At 56.9% G+C, this 17,305-nt stretch carries 12 protein-coding genes; 6 read left to right on the forward strand and 6 right to left on the reverse strand.

Annotated features, from left to right (window positions below; all coding sequences use genetic code 11):
• Window positions 1-63 precede the first annotated feature (63 nt).
• A complete protein-coding gene (locus tag ABLU87_RS01180) occupies window positions 64-1,509 on the reverse strand; it encodes an MFS transporter (RefSeq protein WP_025108433.1) in 1,446 nt (481 codons plus the stop codon).
• A 182-nt stretch (window positions 1,510-1,691) separates the two neighbouring features.
• On the opposite strand from ABLU87_RS01180, the gene ABLU87_RS01185 reads away from it, so the two are divergent.
• Window positions 1,692-1,844, forward strand: a complete 153-nt coding sequence (locus ABLU87_RS01185) for a hypothetical protein (protein WP_157835624.1) — start codon at window positions 1,692-1,694, stop codon at window positions 1,842-1,844.
• 61 nt (window positions 1,845-1,905) lie between these two features.
• On the opposite strand, the gene ABLU87_RS01190 is transcribed toward ABLU87_RS01185, so the two are convergent.
• Complete coding sequence (locus ABLU87_RS01190; protein WP_025108434.1) at window positions 1,906-2,337, reverse strand: PTS sugar transporter subunit IIA; 432 nt, start codon at window positions 2,335-2,337, stop codon at window positions 1,906-1,908.
• Window positions 2,334-3,773 (reverse strand): sugar porter family MFS transporter, encoded by a 1,440-nt coding sequence (locus tag ABLU87_RS01195; RefSeq protein WP_025108435.1) that lies wholly within the window; start codon window positions 3,771-3,773, stop codon window positions 2,334-2,336. Before ABLU87_RS01195 ends, ABLU87_RS01190 begins: the two co-directional genes overlap by 4 nt.
• 992 nt (window positions 3,774-4,765) lie before the next feature.
• Here ABLU87_RS01195 and ABLU87_RS01200 point away from each other — a divergent pair.
• From ABLU87_RS01200 to ABLU87_RS01210, 3 genes are all read left to right on the forward strand, one after another.
• On the forward strand, window positions 4,766-7,978 hold the full coding sequence (locus ABLU87_RS01200; RefSeq protein ID WP_122117013.1) for a molybdopterin cofactor-binding domain-containing protein: 3,213 nt from the start codon (window positions 4,766-4,768) through the stop codon (window positions 7,976-7,978).
• Between the two features lie 12 nt (window positions 7,979-7,990).
• Window positions 7,991-8,449: a (2Fe-2S)-binding protein gene (locus ABLU87_RS01205; protein WP_025108437.1), complete on the forward strand. Its 459-nt coding sequence runs from the start codon at window positions 7,991-7,993 to the stop codon at window positions 8,447-8,449.
• 66 nt (window positions 8,450-8,515) lie between these two features.
• Window positions 8,516-9,121, forward strand: a complete 606-nt coding sequence (locus ABLU87_RS01210; RefSeq protein WP_014838779.1) for a CTP--molybdopterin cytidylyltransferase — start codon at window positions 8,516-8,518, stop codon at window positions 9,119-9,121.
• Window positions 9,122-9,186: 65 nt separating this feature from the next.
• Here ABLU87_RS01210 and fdhF read toward each other — a convergent pair whose 3' ends face one another.
• Window positions 9,187-11,334, reverse strand: coding sequence for a formate dehydrogenase subunit alpha (gene fdhF / locus ABLU87_RS01215; protein ID WP_122117014.1), 2,148 nt, complete (start codon window positions 11,332-11,334; stop codon window positions 9,187-9,189).
• A gap of 136 nt (window positions 11,335-11,470) precedes the next feature.
• Window positions 11,471-12,943, reverse strand: a complete 1,473-nt coding sequence (locus ABLU87_RS01220) for a nucleobase:cation symporter-2 family protein (RefSeq protein WP_032718844.1) — start codon at window positions 12,941-12,943, stop codon at window positions 11,471-11,473.
• Between the two features lie 512 nt (window positions 12,944-13,455).
• Here ABLU87_RS01220 and ygfT point away from each other — a divergent pair.
• Window positions 13,456-15,396, forward strand: coding sequence for a formate-dependent uric acid utilization protein YgfT (gene ygfT / locus ABLU87_RS01225; protein ID WP_122117015.1), 1,941 nt, complete (start codon window positions 13,456-13,458; stop codon window positions 15,394-15,396).
• Window positions 15,393-15,869: a 4Fe-4S dicluster domain-containing protein gene (locus tag ABLU87_RS01230; protein WP_014229768.1), complete on the forward strand. Its 477-nt coding sequence runs from the start codon at window positions 15,393-15,395 to the stop codon at window positions 15,867-15,869. Before ygfT ends, ABLU87_RS01230 begins: the two co-directional genes overlap by 4 nt.
• A gap of 104 nt (window positions 15,870-15,973) precedes the next feature.
• Here ABLU87_RS01230 and ssnA read toward each other — a convergent pair whose 3' ends face one another.
• Window positions 15,974-17,305: a putative aminohydrolase SsnA gene (ssnA, locus tag ABLU87_RS01235; protein ID WP_162934476.1), complete on the reverse strand. Its 1,332-nt coding sequence runs from the start codon at window positions 17,303-17,305 to the stop codon at window positions 15,974-15,976.

Genomic DNA, 17,305 nt, shown 5'->3' on the forward strand with positions numbered 1-17,305 from the left:
TTGTAATGCATCCTATCGTTGAGCGAGCACGCAATGAAAAGCAATCGGCTGACCGGCGTTAAGCTATTTTTTCTGTGAGACGTTGATACCCGCATTCGGCGCAAGCCGCGTCATATCATACACTCCGAGCGCAGTGATAATCGCGATGACGACAAATCCCAGGCGAAACCCCATTCCAGGAACAGTGGCGTAACCAAGATCCTCACTGAGGATGCTGCCCATGCGAATACTTAGCGCTCCCATTGTCACTCCCAGTCCGCTGGCGAGCTGAAGTGAAGTACTGAACAGCGTATTGGCTGAGCTCATCTCCTGTGACGGAACTTCAGCGAAGGCCAGTGAACTGATACCGGTGAACTGCATGGAACGGCTTAATCCGCCGAGGAACAACAGCACCAGCGTTATCAGATGCGGCGAGTCAGGCGTTAGCAGTGCGCAGAGTAACAGCGTCAATACGCAGGCGACACCGTTACCGATAAGCAGCTTACGGAAGCCAAAATAGCGAATTAGCGGCGTTGTAGCGGGTTTCATCGCCAGGTTGCCTGCAAAAACGGCCAGTACCATCGAGCCGGCTTCAAACGCGTTCATTCCGAAACCAACCTGAAACATCAGAGGCAGCATAAAGGGGGCTGAGCTAATCGTCGCACGAAGGATAAATCCTCCGCGCATGCTGATGCGAAATGAGGGGACTGAGAGCGATGACAGGCCAATCAGCGGCGTTTTACTGGTCAAAAGATGATGAATACTCCAGACCAGGGTAGCGAAGCCAACAGTAATGGTTACTGCCGCCCCGATCAGGCTAACGTTTTGTTGGCTGAGCATTTCCAGCCCTGCAACCAGGCACAGCATCGTTACGCCAGTGGCGACAAATCCTGTAAAATCAAACGGTCTGCGTTCGTTAGCCGATTGGTTTGGCATCATCTGCAATGATAGTACAATGGCGATCAGCCCCAGGGGGACGTTGAGAAAGAAGATCCAGTGCCAGCTGGCGTAGGTGGTAATAAATCCACCAAGCGGCGGCCCAATGATGGGGGCAACCAGCGCGGGCCAGGTTAGCGTGGCAATGGCCTTAATAAGCCGATCTTTCGGGGTGGTGCGCAGAACGACCAGACGTCCTACAGGAACCATCATCGCGCCGCCAATCCCCTGAAGGATACGCATCAGAACGAACTCAGTCACATTATGGGTCAGACCGCATAGCAGGGATGAAAGCGTAAAAATGCACAGTGCCAGAGTAAAGACGTTTCGTGCGCCAAAACGCTCCGCAACCCAGCCGTTGGCCGGGATCAGCACTGCCAGAGTTAATAGATAGGCGCTGATACCAATATTAAGGTCTATCGCTGTGACGCCAAACGCCTTTGCCATATCCGGCAGAGCAGTAGCAATCACCGTTCCATCAAGAAACTCCATAAAAAATGCGCTGGCAACCAGCAGCGCTAGCCCCGAAATCCTCCCTGAGCCAGAGCGTTCCTGCCGGGGCGTTTCGTCCCGCGATGAATCTGTTAAAGCCATATACCGTCCTCAGCAATTCGCTACGACGTGGTAAAGGTGTGACAAGATGGGAAGTTGTTATACCAAATAAGTAAATTTGCTGAGAACTCATTTTTAATCCCTGTTATATAAATCTTGATATTGGGCAATGAATGTACGCGTTTTATAGATACCAATCCGTTACCATCACCAAGGTAAATTATATGAATATTGATATCGGTTCAGCGCGGAAGATGATTTTGGGTGGGATGGCCCTGATAAGCGTATTTGGTTTGGTCAACGTCAGTAAAAAAGCCTGCTCGCGAGCAGGCTTTTTACAGGGATTACATGGATATACTAAGCGTTTTGACCGATGATGAATCATTGGGGTTGGCTACGACACTCAATTTCTGTTCGTATCAAATATATCCTCCACCCTCAATTTTGTTGCAGGATCCGCAGGAAATCCTGCTTGCTGGAGATTAATGATAGCGCCTTGGCGATAATTTCATCACTAAAAATAGAAGCAACTTCTCTCAGTACATCAATATGCTCACTTTCTTTGGCAATCACGCCAATGGCAATGAACATGACATTACTTCTGTCCCAGATAACGCCATCGGGGAACTGATAAATTTCAACCCCGGTTTTAGCAATGATATTGGTTGCTGATTTAGGCAGGTGCGGCAGCGTAATGCCATTGCCTAAAAAGGTGGAGACCTGGCGCTCTCTTTCAGCAAGAAAAGTAACGCAATCTTCACTGACATAGCCTTTAGATTTAAATTCAGCGCCAATCATGGCCAGGACTTCTGCTTTATTTTTCGCCCGGCACGACAGATGGAGATTATCCTGCGTAATAGTATCGATCATAATCCGTTTTCCTTGGTGGCCGTATTGAATCCCGCTGCAGATTTATTTGCTGAAAGCTCCTCTTCCAGCTGCTCCAGCGATTTATTGGACGTTTCAGGCAGCGCCGCGATGACAAAAACAATCGCCAGGTAGTTAATCGCGGCAAAAATCAGGAATACCGGACCTAACCCGAGCTTGGCCTGCAATAATGGGAACAAATAGCTGACGATGGCGTTCATCACCCACATGAAAAATACCGATATGCCCATCGACAGTCCGCGGAACTTGAGCGGGAACAGCTCAGCCAGCACCACCCAGGTGATAAAGCCCATCGTTCCCTGCATAACGCCAACGAACATCGCGCCGAGCAGCCAGATGGCCGTGGCTTTGATGTCGCCGACCAGCGTGTAGTCTACGCCGGCAATGATAAGGTGCAGGGTAGCCATGATCGCGAAACCATAAATAATGATGGTTTTACGTTTAAAACGATCGACGAGGTACAGCACGCCAAATAGCATGCCGCCGACGGAGAACACGCCATTGAGTACGTTGCAGATGAGGGAGGTTCTTTCTGAGAATCCGGCGCTGCTGAGGATCTCAGTACCGTAGTACATAATGACGTTGACCCCGGTGGTCTGCTGCAGCGCCGCCCAAATGACGCCCACCAGCAGGAGTTTGAAAATCCATGGCGTCTGGAGAATGGTGACAAAGGCGTTCTGCGAATGAAGCTTTTTGTCCGCTTCGGCCTTAATTAAGGTGGTGATATCATTGAATTCTTTGGTTGCGCGTTCCAGAGGGCGGATTTGTTTTAATATTTCCAGCGCTTCTTCATGACGGTTTTTACTAATCAGCCAGCGCGGGCTTTCCGGCGATCGCAGCATACCGATAAACAGGCAGATGGCGGGAATGGTCTGCACCATCAGCATATAGCGCCAGACGTCGGGGAGATGGCCCCAGAGGATGCCAATAATGGCGTTGATGGCAAATGCGGCGAGCTGCCCGATAACAATGGCGACTTCGTTTAAGCCGGTCAGTTTACCGCGCATTTCGGTTGGCGCCACTTCGGAAATAAAGGTGGGGGCAGTCACCGAGGCGCCACCCACGGCATAGCCGAGGATGAAACGTGAAATAAGCAGTACGGTGATATCCGGCGCCAGAGCGGACATTAATGCGCCGATGAAAAAGATAAAGGATAAAAAGAGCAGGTACTTTCTTCTGCCAAAGAAATCCGCGAATTTTCCCCCGAATACGCTGCCTAACGCGGCGCCGATCAGCAATACGCTCATGACCAGACCTTCTGTAGTCGGGGTCAGGGCCATATATTGTTTCAGAGAGGAAAATGCGCCATTAATAACGCCGGTGTCATAACCGAATAGCAGGCCGCCAAATGTCGCAACCAGGGTTATCTGGTGTAATCGTTTTCTCTGCTGTAGGTTCAGATTCATAATAAGAGACATTTCTATACCTTTTGTTTTGATTAACGGCACGAGATAAAAACGTGTCATCCCATCCTTGTCACGGCATGCCTTTGCGCCTGGCGAAGCACGGCCGGGATGAAATGTTTTTTTGTTCTTAGTGCAACTATTTAGCGCGATTGCTATGCGCTAAATAAAACCGATCAAAGAGGTTTCTTTTTGATTAATGATGAATCATCGGTAGATGCGGGGCTGGGGCCTCCGGGGTGGTTGACGTTCAGAAAGTCCCCGGCAGCGTGAGGGTGGAAAAGGGGCGGGCCAATATAAACGGTTCGGATAAGTCCTGATCTCACTTCCTTCATTGCATCCTCCGGGGGGTTAGGATTTCTGCAGCGCCATCAAGGCGGGCAGAGTGCGTTTAGTGAGAGGTGATTATTACCGCTATAAGTGAAATAAAAATACAAACAGATCACATTTTGAAAGTTTTATTTCGATTTGGTTTTGTGGGCTATGTGTAACAGCCTTGTGTATAGAATGGCTATTTTTATAATTAATTGATATATATGGCAATTTTTAGGATTGTTTACGGGTGTGCAGCCCGGCGTCAGGAAAATGAATTGTTAAAATTATGATATATATCACATTTGTTAACACATTCGGTTATGAAATTTAAATTTCATTATTGCGTCTGTTTTATTTTTTATTCGAAATCGGGGGGCGTCAAAAAGCTTCATCACCTCGATACGCGTTTTGCCGCAGGGTGACGGTTGCGCTCAATGCCCGGCGGCGGCAGGAGCTGCGGATGCACCGCTGGCGTCACCCTGGAAACACAATTGAGAACCGCCAATTATCATAGTGATACTCATGCTCTCGTTTTGATAATCAGCGGCGACCTCATGCGCTTTTTATTCGTTAACCGGCCGCTATTTTTAGATACGCCTCACATAACTCAGCCTGAAATAACCCTTTATTTATAGGTGGCATAGCCATTGCTTTAATCCGTTATCTTTCTTTGTGAGTGGAGACTGAAAAATATGGATACATTGCTAGTTGGCAGTGAGGTGCCCCGCGTAGACGGGCTCGCCAAGGTGACGGGTAAAGCGGTCTACGGCGATGACATTATTATGAACAATATGCTGTATGGCGTTTGTCGCTACGTGGATATTCCTGCCGGGCGCATCGATGCGCTCGACCTGTCGGAGGCGGAAAAAGTGCCCGGCGTCGTGCGTATTGCCACCTGGAACGATATCCCCGGTCAGCGCAAGCTGGGAGCGATTGTTCCCGATCATCCGCCAATTATCGACAAGGAGATCGCCTACCGCGGCGACGTGGTTGCCGTAGTGGCGGCGGAAACCTACGAGGCAGCCTGCATCGCCGTCGATAAAATCAAAATCACCTACACCCCGTGGGAGCCGATTACCTCCCCGGAAGAGGCGATGAAGCCCGGGGCGCGCCTTATTCACAGCGAACTCGATAGCAATATCATCAACCGCCACCACACGGCGAAGGGCGATATCGATGCCGGTTTTGCCGCCTCCACCCATATCTTCGAACGTGAGTATGAGGTGGGGTTCCAGGAGCACGGCTATATTGAGCCGGAATCGATTACCGCCTACCTGGACAATAATGAACAGATCATGACCATCGAAGGGTCGATTCAGAACGCTCACCGCACCCGGGCGGTGATTGCCAAATATCTCGACCTGCCCCAGGCGAAGGTCAACATTAAGCGCTCCGTCCTCGGCGGCTCCTTCGGCGGTAAAGATGACATTATCGATAACGTCTCCTGCCGCGCGGCGCTGCTGGTGCACCTGACCGGGCGGCCGGTTAAGATCTCCTATAACCGCGAACAGTCGATGCGCGAGAGCTACAAGCGGCATCCTTATAAGATGAAATACCGCATTGGCGTGGACGACGACGCGCGCATTCAGGCGATTAAAATCGAGATTATCGCCGATGGCGGCAGCTACTGCGGCCAGACGGTGTTTGTCACCTGGCGCAGTTCCGTGCAGGCGGCGGGCCCCTACAACATTCCTAACGTGCGCGTCGATCTGGTGGGCGTTTACACCAACAACAACTATACCTCGGCCTATCGCGGCTACGGCGCGCCGCAGGTCATTTTCGCCAACGAATCGCTGATGGATGACGTGGCGGGCGAACTGGGCCTGTCGCCCGTTGAGTTCCGCCTGCGCAATATTCTCAAGCAGGGCGATACCAGCATGGCCGGGCAGGTCTTCAGCGAGCACACCGTCTCCGCGCAGGAGGTGCTGGAGAAGACGCTGCTCAAGGCCGAATACGAGGCCAAACGCGAGCACTACAAAAAGCTTAACGCGGAAGACGGCCCGATCCGCTACGGGATTGGCTTCGCGCTGAGCCATCGCGGCTGCTCTCTGGGGGCCGAGGGGCTGGATGCGTCCTCGGCGCTGATTCAGGTGAATGCCGACGCCAGCGTGAACATCTCCACCTCGGTATCCGAGAACGGGCAAGGGCTGCAGACCACCATGTCGCTGCTGGCGGCGGAAGCCTTTGGTATTGGGCTCGACCGGGTGATGTTTAGCGAACCGGCCACCGCGATGATCGCCGACGGCGGCTCAACGGTCGCTTCGCGCGGTACCCTGATGGGCGGGCAGGCGATTCTGAGCGCGGCGAACAAAATTAAACAACGCATGGCGGACGCCGTCAGGGAAACGCTGAAAGCGCAGAGCATCGACGATATCGCCTGGCAAAATGGCAAAGTGTTCAACCGCCACAGCCCGGAGCTGAGCCTCAGCTTCCAGCAGGTGTGCGATATGACCCGGGCTACCGGGGCAAACCTCTCCGCCTACGGCTGGCACGTGGCGCCGAATATTCACTGGGATGAAGAGAAGGGCTGCGGCAGCCCCTATTTCACCTGGGTGTACGGCTGCCAGCTGGCCGACGTGGCGGTGGATATGCGCACCGGCAAAATCACCGTCAATAACGTCGTCGCCACCCACGATGTCGGTAAAGTCATTAACCCGGTTGGTTTTAGCGGCCAGGTCTACGGCGGCGTGCTGCAGGGGATGATCGGCTACGGCATGCTGGAGGATTTCAACACCGAGCACGGCGTGGTGAAATCGGAAAACTTCGATACCTATCTGCTGCCGACCATCAAGGATATGCCGCACATCGATATCATTGCGGTGGAAAACTACGATAAAGCGGGCCCGATGGGGGCGAAAGTTATCGGCGAACCGGTACTTGAACTGGGCGCTGCGGCTCTCAATAACGCGGTGAGCTTCGCCATCGACCGCCCCAACCGGATCCTGCCGCTGACCCTCGAGCAGGTTCGCCTGGGTTATAACCTCAAGAAGCCGGAGCGCCAGAGCGAGCAGATGCTGGAGTCTGGCGATAAGAAACAGGTTCACCGCCTCAACACCCTATCGCTGAGCGTCCCGCAAACCCTGAAAGAGGCCCTGACGCTGATGGCCGAGAAGGGGGCAATGCCTATTGCCGGTGGCACCGATGTGCTGGTGCAGGCCCGGATGCTGTCCGGCGAGGTGCCGCTCGTCAACATTGCCGGACTGGCGGAGCTGAAAGAGATTTTTGACGTTGAGGGCGGGATCTCCATTGGCTCCGGCGTCTGCTTTACCGACCTGGTTAAGCATCCGTTGATTCAGCAGCGCTATCCGCTACTGGTTACGGCCTGTAAAACCGTCGGCTCCCTGCAGCTGCGCAACCGGGCAACGATCGGCGGCAATATCGTCAACGCCGCCCCGTGCGCGGACTCCATGCCGCCGCTCATTATCTACGATGCGGAAGTAGAGCTGCGCAGCGCGCGCGGAACGCGCCGGATGCCGGTCAGCGAATTTGTCATGGGCGGCTATCGCACCCTTCTTGAGCCAGATGAGCTGGTTGTCCGCTTTATCCTGCCGGCGCCGACGCAGCAGCCGCTGATCAATCGCTATCTGCAGCTTGGCCGGCGCAATGCGTTGAACATTACGCGCCAGAGCTTAACCGGGCAGTTTATGGTCGATAAGGGCGTGGTTCGCCTGTGCCGTCTGGTGGATGGTGCGCTGATGGCCAAACCGCAGCGGTTGACTGAGGTTGAGCAGGCGCTCACCGGGAAGGCGTTAGACGCCGCCGCCATTGACTATGCGGCCGGGGTACTGCACGACAAGGTAGAAAAAGCCATCGGCGGACGCTGGTCTGCGCCTTATAAAGTCCCCGTATTTATCGATATGTTCCGGCAGATGCTGCAGGAAGTTATGACAGAGCAGAAAAAATAAGGAGCCATGAACATGAACCATATTGAGCTAAAAGTGAATGGCATCCGCATTGCCCGCGATGTGAAAGACAATGTCCGCCTGATCGATTTTCTGCGCGAGGAGCTGAAGCTCACCGGCACCAAAGAGGGCTGCTCGGTGGGCGAGTGCGGAGCCTGCACCGTGATTATGGACGGCAAATCCGTCTGCTCCTGCCTGCTGCTGGCCGCCCAGTGCAGCGGGGCGGAGGTCACTACCGTCGAAGCGCTGCATCACGATCCGGTCGGTAAAAAATTGCAGAACGCCTTTATTCGTCACGGCGGCGTTCAGTGCGGCTTCTGCACGCCCGGCGTGTTGATGAGCGCCAAGGCGCTGCTGGATGCCAACCCGGCCCCCAGCGACGATGAGCTGAAAGAGGCGCTGGAGGGGAATATCTGCCGCTGTACGGGATATCAGCCGATCATTACCTCGATTAAAGCGGTGCTGAAATCCTGATCGCCGCAAGCGCCGCCGTCGCCAGCCGACGGCGGCGTTGTATTCGGCTTCAGGGGGAGGATGACGATGAGCAAAAAAATGGATAAACAGTGCGTTATGCTGGCCGCCGGGCTCTCCAGCCGGATGGGCAAATGGAAAATGATGATGCCGTGGGGCGAGGGAACGATTCTCGATAGCGCCCTTGCCAGCGCCCTGGCCTTCTGCGATCGGGTGGTGCTGGTGACGGGGTTTCGCGGCGACGAACTGGCCGCGTGCTATCGGGATCATCCGGGCGTTGAGGTGGTCTTTAACCCGCAATATCAGGACGGCATGTTCTCTTCTATTCAGTGCGGGGTAGGCCATATTCGCGCTTCGCGCTTCTTTCTGGCGCTGGGCGATATGCCGGAGGTCACGCCGGGCGTCTACCGCCGGCTGTGGGCCAACGCCGACGCCGGGAGCTGCATTATACCGGCCTACGATCGCGGTAAAGGCCATCCGGTTCTTCTGCCCCAGCGGGCGATTTCTCTGATTCGTCGCGCGCCGCAAGGGGCCACCCTGCGGGACGTTATCGGTCAGATGGCGGCGCGCGTTATCCCCGTGGCGAATCAGGGGATTCACTGGGATGTTGACACTCCGCAGCAGTATCTTGAGGTCGCGCGCCGCTGCCGCAAAGATCTGGCCGCCGTCGGTTAGCGCTAGCGCAGGGAAGAAGAAAAGACAATATCGCCCCGGGGCGCACAGCGCCGGGGCGATATTTTTTACCCCGCGGCGCTTTCGCGCAGACGGGCTTTCAACTGGCTGTATTCCTCACTGACGTACCGTTCGGCGGCGCGCTGATCGGCAATACGCTCAACGTTAACGGCGCAGTACTTGTACTCCGGGGTTTTGGTTATCGGGCTGAGATTCTCGGTGACCAGCTCGTTGCAGGCGCCAATCCACCACTGATAGGTCATGTAGACCGCCCCTTTATTCGGCCTGTCGCTGATTTTCGCCCGGGAAATCACCTTGCCTTTGCGCGAGTTAACCCACACCAGCTCTTCGTCCTCAATGCCGAGCCGTTTGGCGTCGGCGGTGTTGATCTGGATGTAGCCCGGTTCGTCCGCCAGTTTGGCCAGCGCCGCACAGTTGCCGGTCATCGAACGGCAGGAGTAGTGGCCCACTTCGCGCACCGTGGAGAGCACCAGCGGATAGGCATCGCTCAGCTTATCGACCGGCGCCTGCCATTCGCAGGTGAAGAACTGCGCCAGCCCGTTCGGCGTGGAGAACCGTTCCGCAAACAGATACGAAGTGCCCTGGTCCGCCTCCGACTCGTCGCGGCACGGCCACTGCACGTAGCCCAGTTCTCCCATCTTCTCGTAGGTCGCGCCGAAGAAGTTGGGGCACAGATGGCGGAGTTCATCCCAGATCTGCTGCGTGTTGTCGTACTTCATTGGATACCCCATCCGGGTGGCGATTTCGCAGATGATTTGCCAGTCGGTCTTCAGATCCCACTTCGGCTCCACCGCCTTGAAAAAGCGCTGGAAGCCGCGGTCCGCTGCGGTATAGACGCCCTCATGCTCGCCCCACGAGGTCGAGGGCAGAATCACATCGGCCGCCGCGGCGGTTTTGGTCATAAAGATATCCTGGACAATAACCAGCTCCATCTCTTCGAAGGCCTGACGTACGGCGGAAAGCTCGGCGTCGGTCTGGAGCGGATCTTCCCCCATAATGTACGCCGCCCGCACTTCGCCGTGCGCCACGCGGTGCGGCAGCTCGCTGATGCGATAGCCAGGGTTCTCCGGCAGGCTCTCAACGCCCCAGGCGTTGGCGAACTTCTCCCGGTTTTCCGGGGATTTCACGTACTGATAGCCGGGATAGGTGTCCGGCAGCGCGCCCATATCGCAGGCGCCCTGGACGTTGTTCTGGCCGCGCACCGGATTGACGCCGACGTGCGGTTTCCCCAGATTCCCGGTGAGGATCGCCAGGCTGGTCAGGGAACGCACCGTTTCGACGCCCTGCCAGAACTGGGTTACGCCCATCCCCCACAGAATCATGGCGTTTCCGGCGCTGGCGTACAGCCGCGCGCATTCGCGAATCTGCCTGGCGCTGATGCCGGTGATGGCTTCCACCGACTCCGGCGTATAGCCTTCGACGATGTTGCGATACGCTTCGAAGCCTTCGGAACGCCCGGCGACGAAGGATTTATCGTAGAGATCTTCTTCGATAATCACCTGCCCGATGGCGTTGAGCAGCGCAATGTTGGAGCCGTTTTTCAGAGCCAGATGCAGGTCGGCGATGCGCGCGGTTTCGATTTTACGCGGATCGCAGACGATGATTTTGGCCCCGTTGCGTTTGGCATTGAGGATGTGATTCGCCACGATCGGGTGCGAATCCGCCGGGTTATAGCCGAAAATAAACACCAGATCGGTATTATCGATCTCGGTGATGGCATTACTCATCGCGCCGTTGCCGACCGACTGGTGCAGACCTGCAACCGAAGGGCCGTGTCAGACGCGTGCGCAGCAGTCGACGTTATTGGTACCAATAACGGCGCGCGCAAATTTTTGCATGATGTAGTTGGTTTCATTGCCGGTGGCGCGCGAAGAGCCGGTGGTCTGAATCGCATCCGGCCCGTACTTCGCTTTTATGTCGCTGAGGCGGTTTGCCACGTAATCGAGCGCTTCCTCCCAGGAGACGGACTCCAGCTTACCGCCGCGCTGGCGGCGGATCATCGGCGTTTTCAGGCGCGGCGTGAGGATCTGCGGGTCGTCAATAAAATCCCAGCCGTAGTAGCCCTTCAGGCACAGGGTGCCCTGATTATTTTTCCCCATCGCAGCGTCGGCGCGGGTAATTTTTCCCTCTTCTACCGTGAGCTGCATTTTGCAGCCGGAGGCGCAGTAGGGGCAGACGGTCGTGACTCTTTTCATAGCAGTGGTCCTTAAACTTAGAACAGCAGGGCATAGCTAAAACGGCCGTTCAGGCCCTGCGCGATACCCTGCTGCACGACGGGAATCGCCAGCAGCAGCAGGGTGATCAAGGCAAACAGGAGTCTGGTGAGCATCATTACCCCTCCTGCGCTTCTTCAGGCTGTCTCTCCTTCTGAACTTTGCGCAGCAGGAGCCACATTCTGACGGTTCTGACGGCCATGTTGCGCGCCGCCGAGCTTGGCGGGGCCGGATCGGGGACCGGCGTTTCGTGGTTAACGCGGAATGGCACGCTGCCGTTGAGGGTGAGGTTGGCGACGATAGCCGTCAGGGTGCCAATCGTAATCCCGCTGTGCAGAAACAGCTGAACCATCGGCGGAAACTGGGTAAACAGATTGGGCACCAGCACCGGCATCATGCCGAGGCCGAGCGTTAATGCCACCACCATACCGTTATTATTGTTGCGGTAGTTGACCTGTCCCAGGGTACGAATACCGGACACCGCCACCATACCGAACATGACAATGCCCGCGCCGCCGAGGATCGGTTTCGGTATCAGCACCACCAGCGCCGCCATCCTCGAGAACACGCCCATCAGAATCAGAATGATGCCGGAGACCGACACCACAAAACGGCTGCGCACCCCGGTTAAACCGATCAGGCCGACGTTCTGCGCGAAGGCGGCGTAGGGAAACAGATTGAAGAAGCCGCAGATAGTGGTCGCGATACCGCAGGTGTTGAGGCCGTTGCGCAGCATCTTCGCGTCCACCTTTTTCCCGACGATATCCCCGGTCGCCATCATCGAGGACATGGTTTCCACCATCACCACCACCATCACCATCGACAGCAGGGCGACGGGAATAATATGAAATTCAGGTTTGGCGAAGGGCATCAGGGTCGGCAGATGGAGCCAGGGGGTGGCGTGGACGAGGCTAAAGTCGAGAGGCTTAAAGCAGCTCCAGAGTACGGTGCCGATGATAAGACCGATCAGCACCGACGTGTTTTTCACGACGCCGGAGGCAAAGGTGTAAATATTGAGAATAATCACCAGCGTGATTGCCGCCATCAGCAGCGAGAAGGGGGCGCCAAAGCCGCTCATTTCGCTGCTCCCGCCGCCAATCCACCCGCCTGCCACCGGCATAATAGACATGCCGATAAGCGTGACGATGCTGCCCATCACCACCTTGGGAAAGAAGCGGATGAGCTTGCTAATCCACGGCGCGCAGCAGAGGATAAAAATACCGGACACGATCACCGCCCCGGAAATACCGCCGATCCCGTACTCCTTACCGATCAACACCATCGGGATCAGCGCGGCGAAGGTACAGCCCTGGATAAGCGGCAGCCGACAGCCGAGCCACTTACCGACCCCCAGCGACTGCACGATGGTGGCCGCGCCGCAGATAAACAGGTCGGCGCTGATCAGTAAAATAATGTGCTCCGGCGGGAGCCCTACCGCATTACCCACAACGAGCGGAACCGCCACGGCGCCCGCGTACATCACCAGCACGTGCTGTAGCCCATAAAGAATCATTTGCGTAACGGGTAATATTTCATCGACCGGTGCGGTCGAGCTCCCGTTTTGTGAGGCGGAATTGGCGATATCTTTCATGAAGTTGTTATCTCCTGTACGACTTCACTCTGTATAAACATGAACAGAGCCGAAGTTACGATTCGAAGGCCGCTGCCTCCCTGAGCCGATGCGTTCATCAGCGTGTTGCGCGCACGAGAAGTAATATGCGTAAGCTGTGCCAAAAATAAGCACCTGGAGAATTGAAGGAGAATTGTGTGAAATAACTCACGAGAAAAAGGCGGGAATATCGACGCGCTGCGAAACTTCTCAAATAAATCTCTTGGTGAATAAACGCGTGCTATCACATTGAGACAGGGAGCGTCTCATTTTGGTATCACGCGCGATACGTTGAATTATCAACATGATTAAACCCTGAGCGCGGAGAATAATTTTTGTTCAGCGAGAGCGGATATATATCGCGCCGCTTAGCGGGAGTGGGGCTGTTTTTTTGAGACGGCTCGCAAAAATAAGCACCATATGAATACCCTGAACAAAAGCGCCTGATTATTGCATTGCTTCCCGGTGAGTCCTGGAATAATAAAGGGAAGCAAATGAATAAATTTATTGTTGCCGATTCTGCAAACTGTATTGGCTGCCACGCCTGTGAAGTGGCCTGCGTCACCTCTCATCGCCAGGACAGCTGGCCCCGGCAGCGCAGCGACTTTCTGCCGCGCATTCGGGTGTTCTTCCACCGCCACGCCAGCAGCGCGACGACCTGCCGCCACTGCAACGACGCCCCCTGCGTCGGCTCCTGTCCGACCCAGGCGCTGCGCGTGGCGAACGACAGCGTTCAGTTTACAGAGGCGCTGTGCATCGGCTGTAAAAACTGCGTCATCGCCTGTCCCTTTGGGGCCATTGAGATGGTGGCCAACGATGACGACGCGCCGCAGCTGGCGCAGAAATGCGATCTTTGCAGCCAGCATCCTTCCGGTCAGCAGGCGTGCGTGGCCAGCTGTCCAACCCAGGCGCTGCAACTGATGGATGAGGCCGCCGTTAACCGGCTGCGTAGCGCGCGGCAGATTCGCTCCACGCTGGAAACCCCGCTGGGCGCCGTTCGCGGCGCCAGACGCAGCGCGATACTCAATAAACCTCCGCGGGTGGGCGCGAAAAAAGTGCCCGCCGATGATCGCATGCAGCACTTCGGCGAAATCTATCAGCCGCTGAGCGAGTGCGATGCGGAGTATGAGAGCGAACGCTGTCTCTACTGCGCGCAGAAAGCGTGGTGCAACTGGACCTGTCCTTTACATAATCATATTCCCGATTTCATCCGCCTGGTGAGCGAGGGCAAGATTATCGAGGCGGCGGAGCTGTGCCATCAGAGCAGCTCCCTGCCGGAGATTTGCGGCCGCGTCTGTCCGCAGGACAGGCTGTGCGAAGGGGCCTGCACCTTAAAGAACGAAGGCGGCTCGGTCGCCATTGGCAACCTTGAGCGCTATATCACCGATACCGCCCTGGCGATGGGCTGGCGACCGACAATCGGCAAAGTGGCCCCGCGCCCGGAACGGGTGGCGGTGATTGGCGCCGGGCCCGCCGGACTGGGCTGCGCCGATATTCTCGTGCGCGCGGGCGTGCACGTTGACGTGTTCGATCGCCATCCGGAAATCGGCGGCCTGCTGACCTTCGGTATTCCGCCGTTCAAGCTGGATAAAAACGTGCTTGAGAAGCGACGCGACATTTTTAGCGCCATGGGCGTCAATTTTCATCTCAACCAGGAGGTGGGGCGCGACGTGGCTTTTGCCGATCTGGTGAAAAACTATGACGCCGTCTTCCTTGGCGTGGGCACCTACGGTCTGATGGCCGCCGGCCTGGAGGGAGAGAACGCCCCCGGCGTGATTCAGGCCCTGCCGTTCCTGATTGCCAGCACCCGCGAGGTGATGGGGCTCGAAGAGAGCCCTGAGTATCCGCTGACCGATATTAAGGGGAAACGGGTGGTAGTGCTTGGCGGGGGAGATACGGCGATGGACTGCCTGCGCACCGCCGTTCGCCGCGGCGCAGCGAGCGTGACCTGCGCCTACCGTCGCGATGAGCTGAGCATGCCCGGGTCGAAAAAAGAGGTGGTGAACGCGCGGGAGGAGGGGGTGAAATTTGAGTTTAACGTGCAGCCGCAGCGCATTCAGCTCAACCGCAAGGGGCAGGTCTGCGCGGTGGAGATGATCCGCACGAAGATGGGCGAGCCGGGCCCGGACGGCCGCCGCCGGCCGCAGCCGATCCCGGATTCCGGGTTTGAACTTAAAGCCGATGTGCTCATTATGGCGTTTGGCTTTCAGGCTCACGAGATGCCGTGGCTGCGCGGCCACGGGATAAAGCTGGACCGCTGGGGGCAGATAGTGACCGGCGGCAAAGGGCGCGGAACGACGCAAACCAGCCATGACAAAATCTTTGCCGGCGGCGATGCCGTGACCGGCGCGGACCTGGTGGTCACCGCCATGGTTGCCGGGCGGCAGGCGGCCAGCGAGATGTTGATGCAATTCACGGCCTGGGAGGAGATATGACTCGTTTTATCGTTGCCAGTTCGCAGGCCTGCATCGGCTGCAGGACCTGTGAGGTAGCCTGTGCGCTGGAACACGTGGCGCCGGGGGCGGAGTTTCATCCTCGCCTGAAGGTGATGCGCCTCGACGAGCTTAGCGTGCCGGTGATGTGTCATCAGTGCGAGAATGCGCCCTGCGTGGGCGCCTGCCCGACCGGGGCGCTGAGCATGGGGGCGGAGAAAGTGGAGGCCGACGGCGGGCGCTGCATTGGCTGCCAGAGCTGCGTGGTCGCCTGCCCGTTTGGGGCGATTACCATTGAGGTAGAGGCCGGTGTGACGCCGGTTATCGTTAAGTGCGATCTTTGCGGCACCCGGGAGCGCGGCCCCGCCTGCGTTGATGTCTGCCCGACGGCGGCGCTGAGTATCATGACCGAAGAGCAGCTCAGCGCGCTGCAAAAGCAGCGCAATATCGCCACCGCCGCGCTGCTGTCGCTGTAAACCTTGCGTCCGGCGGCGCGGAAGCTGCCGGGCAATTTCATACGCCCGCGTTCTGTCAGCAAAAAAAACCGGCCTGCCAGGCCGGTTTAGCGTTTTTATGCGGGCTACGCGGGGAGCGCATCCATTCGCGCCCACATTTTTTTCGCCACTTTCTGCGCTTCGCGGAATATCGGCCCGCAGTCGAAGCTGAACTGGCGATCCTCGTAGATCATCACGCCGTTCACCATGACGCTGCGCACGCTGTTTGCCCCCAGGCCGAAGGCGATATGTCCGGCGATGTTTTCCGCGATAAGCGGCGTCGGCGCCATGTAGTCGCAAATGGTGAGGTCCGCTTTATAGCCCGCCTCAAGGCGGCCAAAGCGGGCGTTGAAGTTGCGATTCAACAGTTCATTGCCGTTGCTCAGCGCCTTCGCGAAGCTGTCCGGCCACAGCGGCCCGCCGGCGTCGCGGTGTTTAAAGAAGGCAAACTTCATCTCCTCGAACATGTCGGAACCGATGCCGTCGGTGCCGAGCGCTAGATTGCGCATCTGCGGCAGGCGGGGGTTGTAGCCGACGTGGTTGTTCATGTTGGAGCGGGCGTTGTGCACCAGGAAGCCGTCCTGCGCGTTCAGCAGCTCGACGTCGGCATCGGAGATGTACAGGCCGTGGGCAATCAGCGTCTTACTGTTGATAAGGTCGAACTCCGCCAGCCGCACCAGCAGGTCCTTACCGTAAAGGTGATGGCTGTGAGAGACATCGTAGCGGTCTTCCGCCGCGTGGATATGCAGGCCGCGGCCGGTGGCTTTTAGCGCTTCGCGCAGCATCGCCAGACCCTCATCCGGAACGGTGAACGGCGCATGGGCGCCGATATGGGCCTCGACCAGATAAGGCTGGTCGCCCTTTTCGCGCGCGGCGTCGATCTCTCTGGCGAAGCGAATGTTCTCCTCAACGCTGTCGCGCAGCTCGCGGCTGCCAAAGTTACGGTCGGTGGTTTCGAAGCAGGTCATCCCGCGCAGCCCGATTTTGAGGAAGGCGTTGCGCAGCTGGCTCAGGGAGCCCGCGATATAGTGGGGCGACGCATGATGATCGACAACCGCCGTGCAGCCGCTGCGCACGGCCTCCATGGCGCAGATCAGCCCGCTGTAGTAGAGCGACTCTTCATCCAGCGCCCGGTCAAGGCGCCACCACAGGTTTTTCAGCGTGGAGATAAAGTCCGGGCTGGGGGCGATATTGGCCTGAATCCCCCGGGACAGGCCGGAATAAAAGTGATTGTGGGAGCAGACCATGCCGGGCATCACCAGCTGCCCGCGCATCTCTTTCACCTGCGCCTGCGGATAGCGCTGGCACAGGCCGGGGCCGACAGCGAGAATTTTATCGCTCTCAATGGCGATATCGACGTTCTCCCACACTTTCGCCGGATAGATCTGCGCGGCGGTGGCATTTTTCAGGATCAGGAT

This window comes from Klebsiella sp. CB_Kp196 (assembly GCF_040061575.1).
Taxonomy (GTDB): Bacteria; Pseudomonadota; Gammaproteobacteria; order Enterobacterales; family Enterobacteriaceae; genus Klebsiella; species Klebsiella michiganensis.

Excerpts from the sequence above, each read along its gene's own strand:
- ABLU87_RS01180 (WP_025108433.1), bottom strand. The coding sequence starts at position 1,509 with ATGGCTTTAACAGATTCATCGCGGGACGAAACGCCCCGGCAGGAACGC.
- ABLU87_RS01185 (WP_157835624.1), top strand. The coding sequence starts at position 1,692 with ATGAATATTGATATCGGTTCAGCGCGGAAGATGATTTTGGGTGGGATG.
- ABLU87_RS01190 (WP_025108434.1), bottom strand. The coding sequence starts at position 2,337 with ATGATCGATACTATTACGCAGGATAATCTCCATCTGTCGTGCCGGGCG.
- ABLU87_RS01195 (WP_025108435.1), bottom strand. The coding sequence starts at position 3,773 with ATGTCTCTTATTATGAATCTGAACCTACAGCAGAGAAAACGATTACAC.
- ABLU87_RS01200 (WP_122117013.1), top strand. The coding sequence starts at position 4,766 with ATGGATACATTGCTAGTTGGCAGTGAGGTGCCCCGCGTAGACGGGCTC.
- ABLU87_RS01205 (WP_025108437.1), top strand. The coding sequence starts at position 7,991 with ATGAACCATATTGAGCTAAAAGTGAATGGCATCCGCATTGCCCGCGAT.
- ABLU87_RS01210 (WP_014838779.1), top strand. The coding sequence starts at position 8,516 with ATGAGCAAAAAAATGGATAAACAGTGCGTTATGCTGGCCGCCGGGCTC.
- ABLU87_RS01220 (WP_032718844.1), bottom strand. The coding sequence starts at position 12,943 with ATGAAAGATATCGCCAATTCCGCCTCACAAAACGGGAGCTCGACCGCA.
- ygfT (WP_122117015.1), top strand. The coding sequence starts at position 13,456 with ATGAATAAATTTATTGTTGCCGATTCTGCAAACTGTATTGGCTGCCAC.
- ABLU87_RS01230 (WP_014229768.1), top strand. The coding sequence starts at position 15,393 with ATGACTCGTTTTATCGTTGCCAGTTCGCAGGCCTGCATCGGCTGCAGG.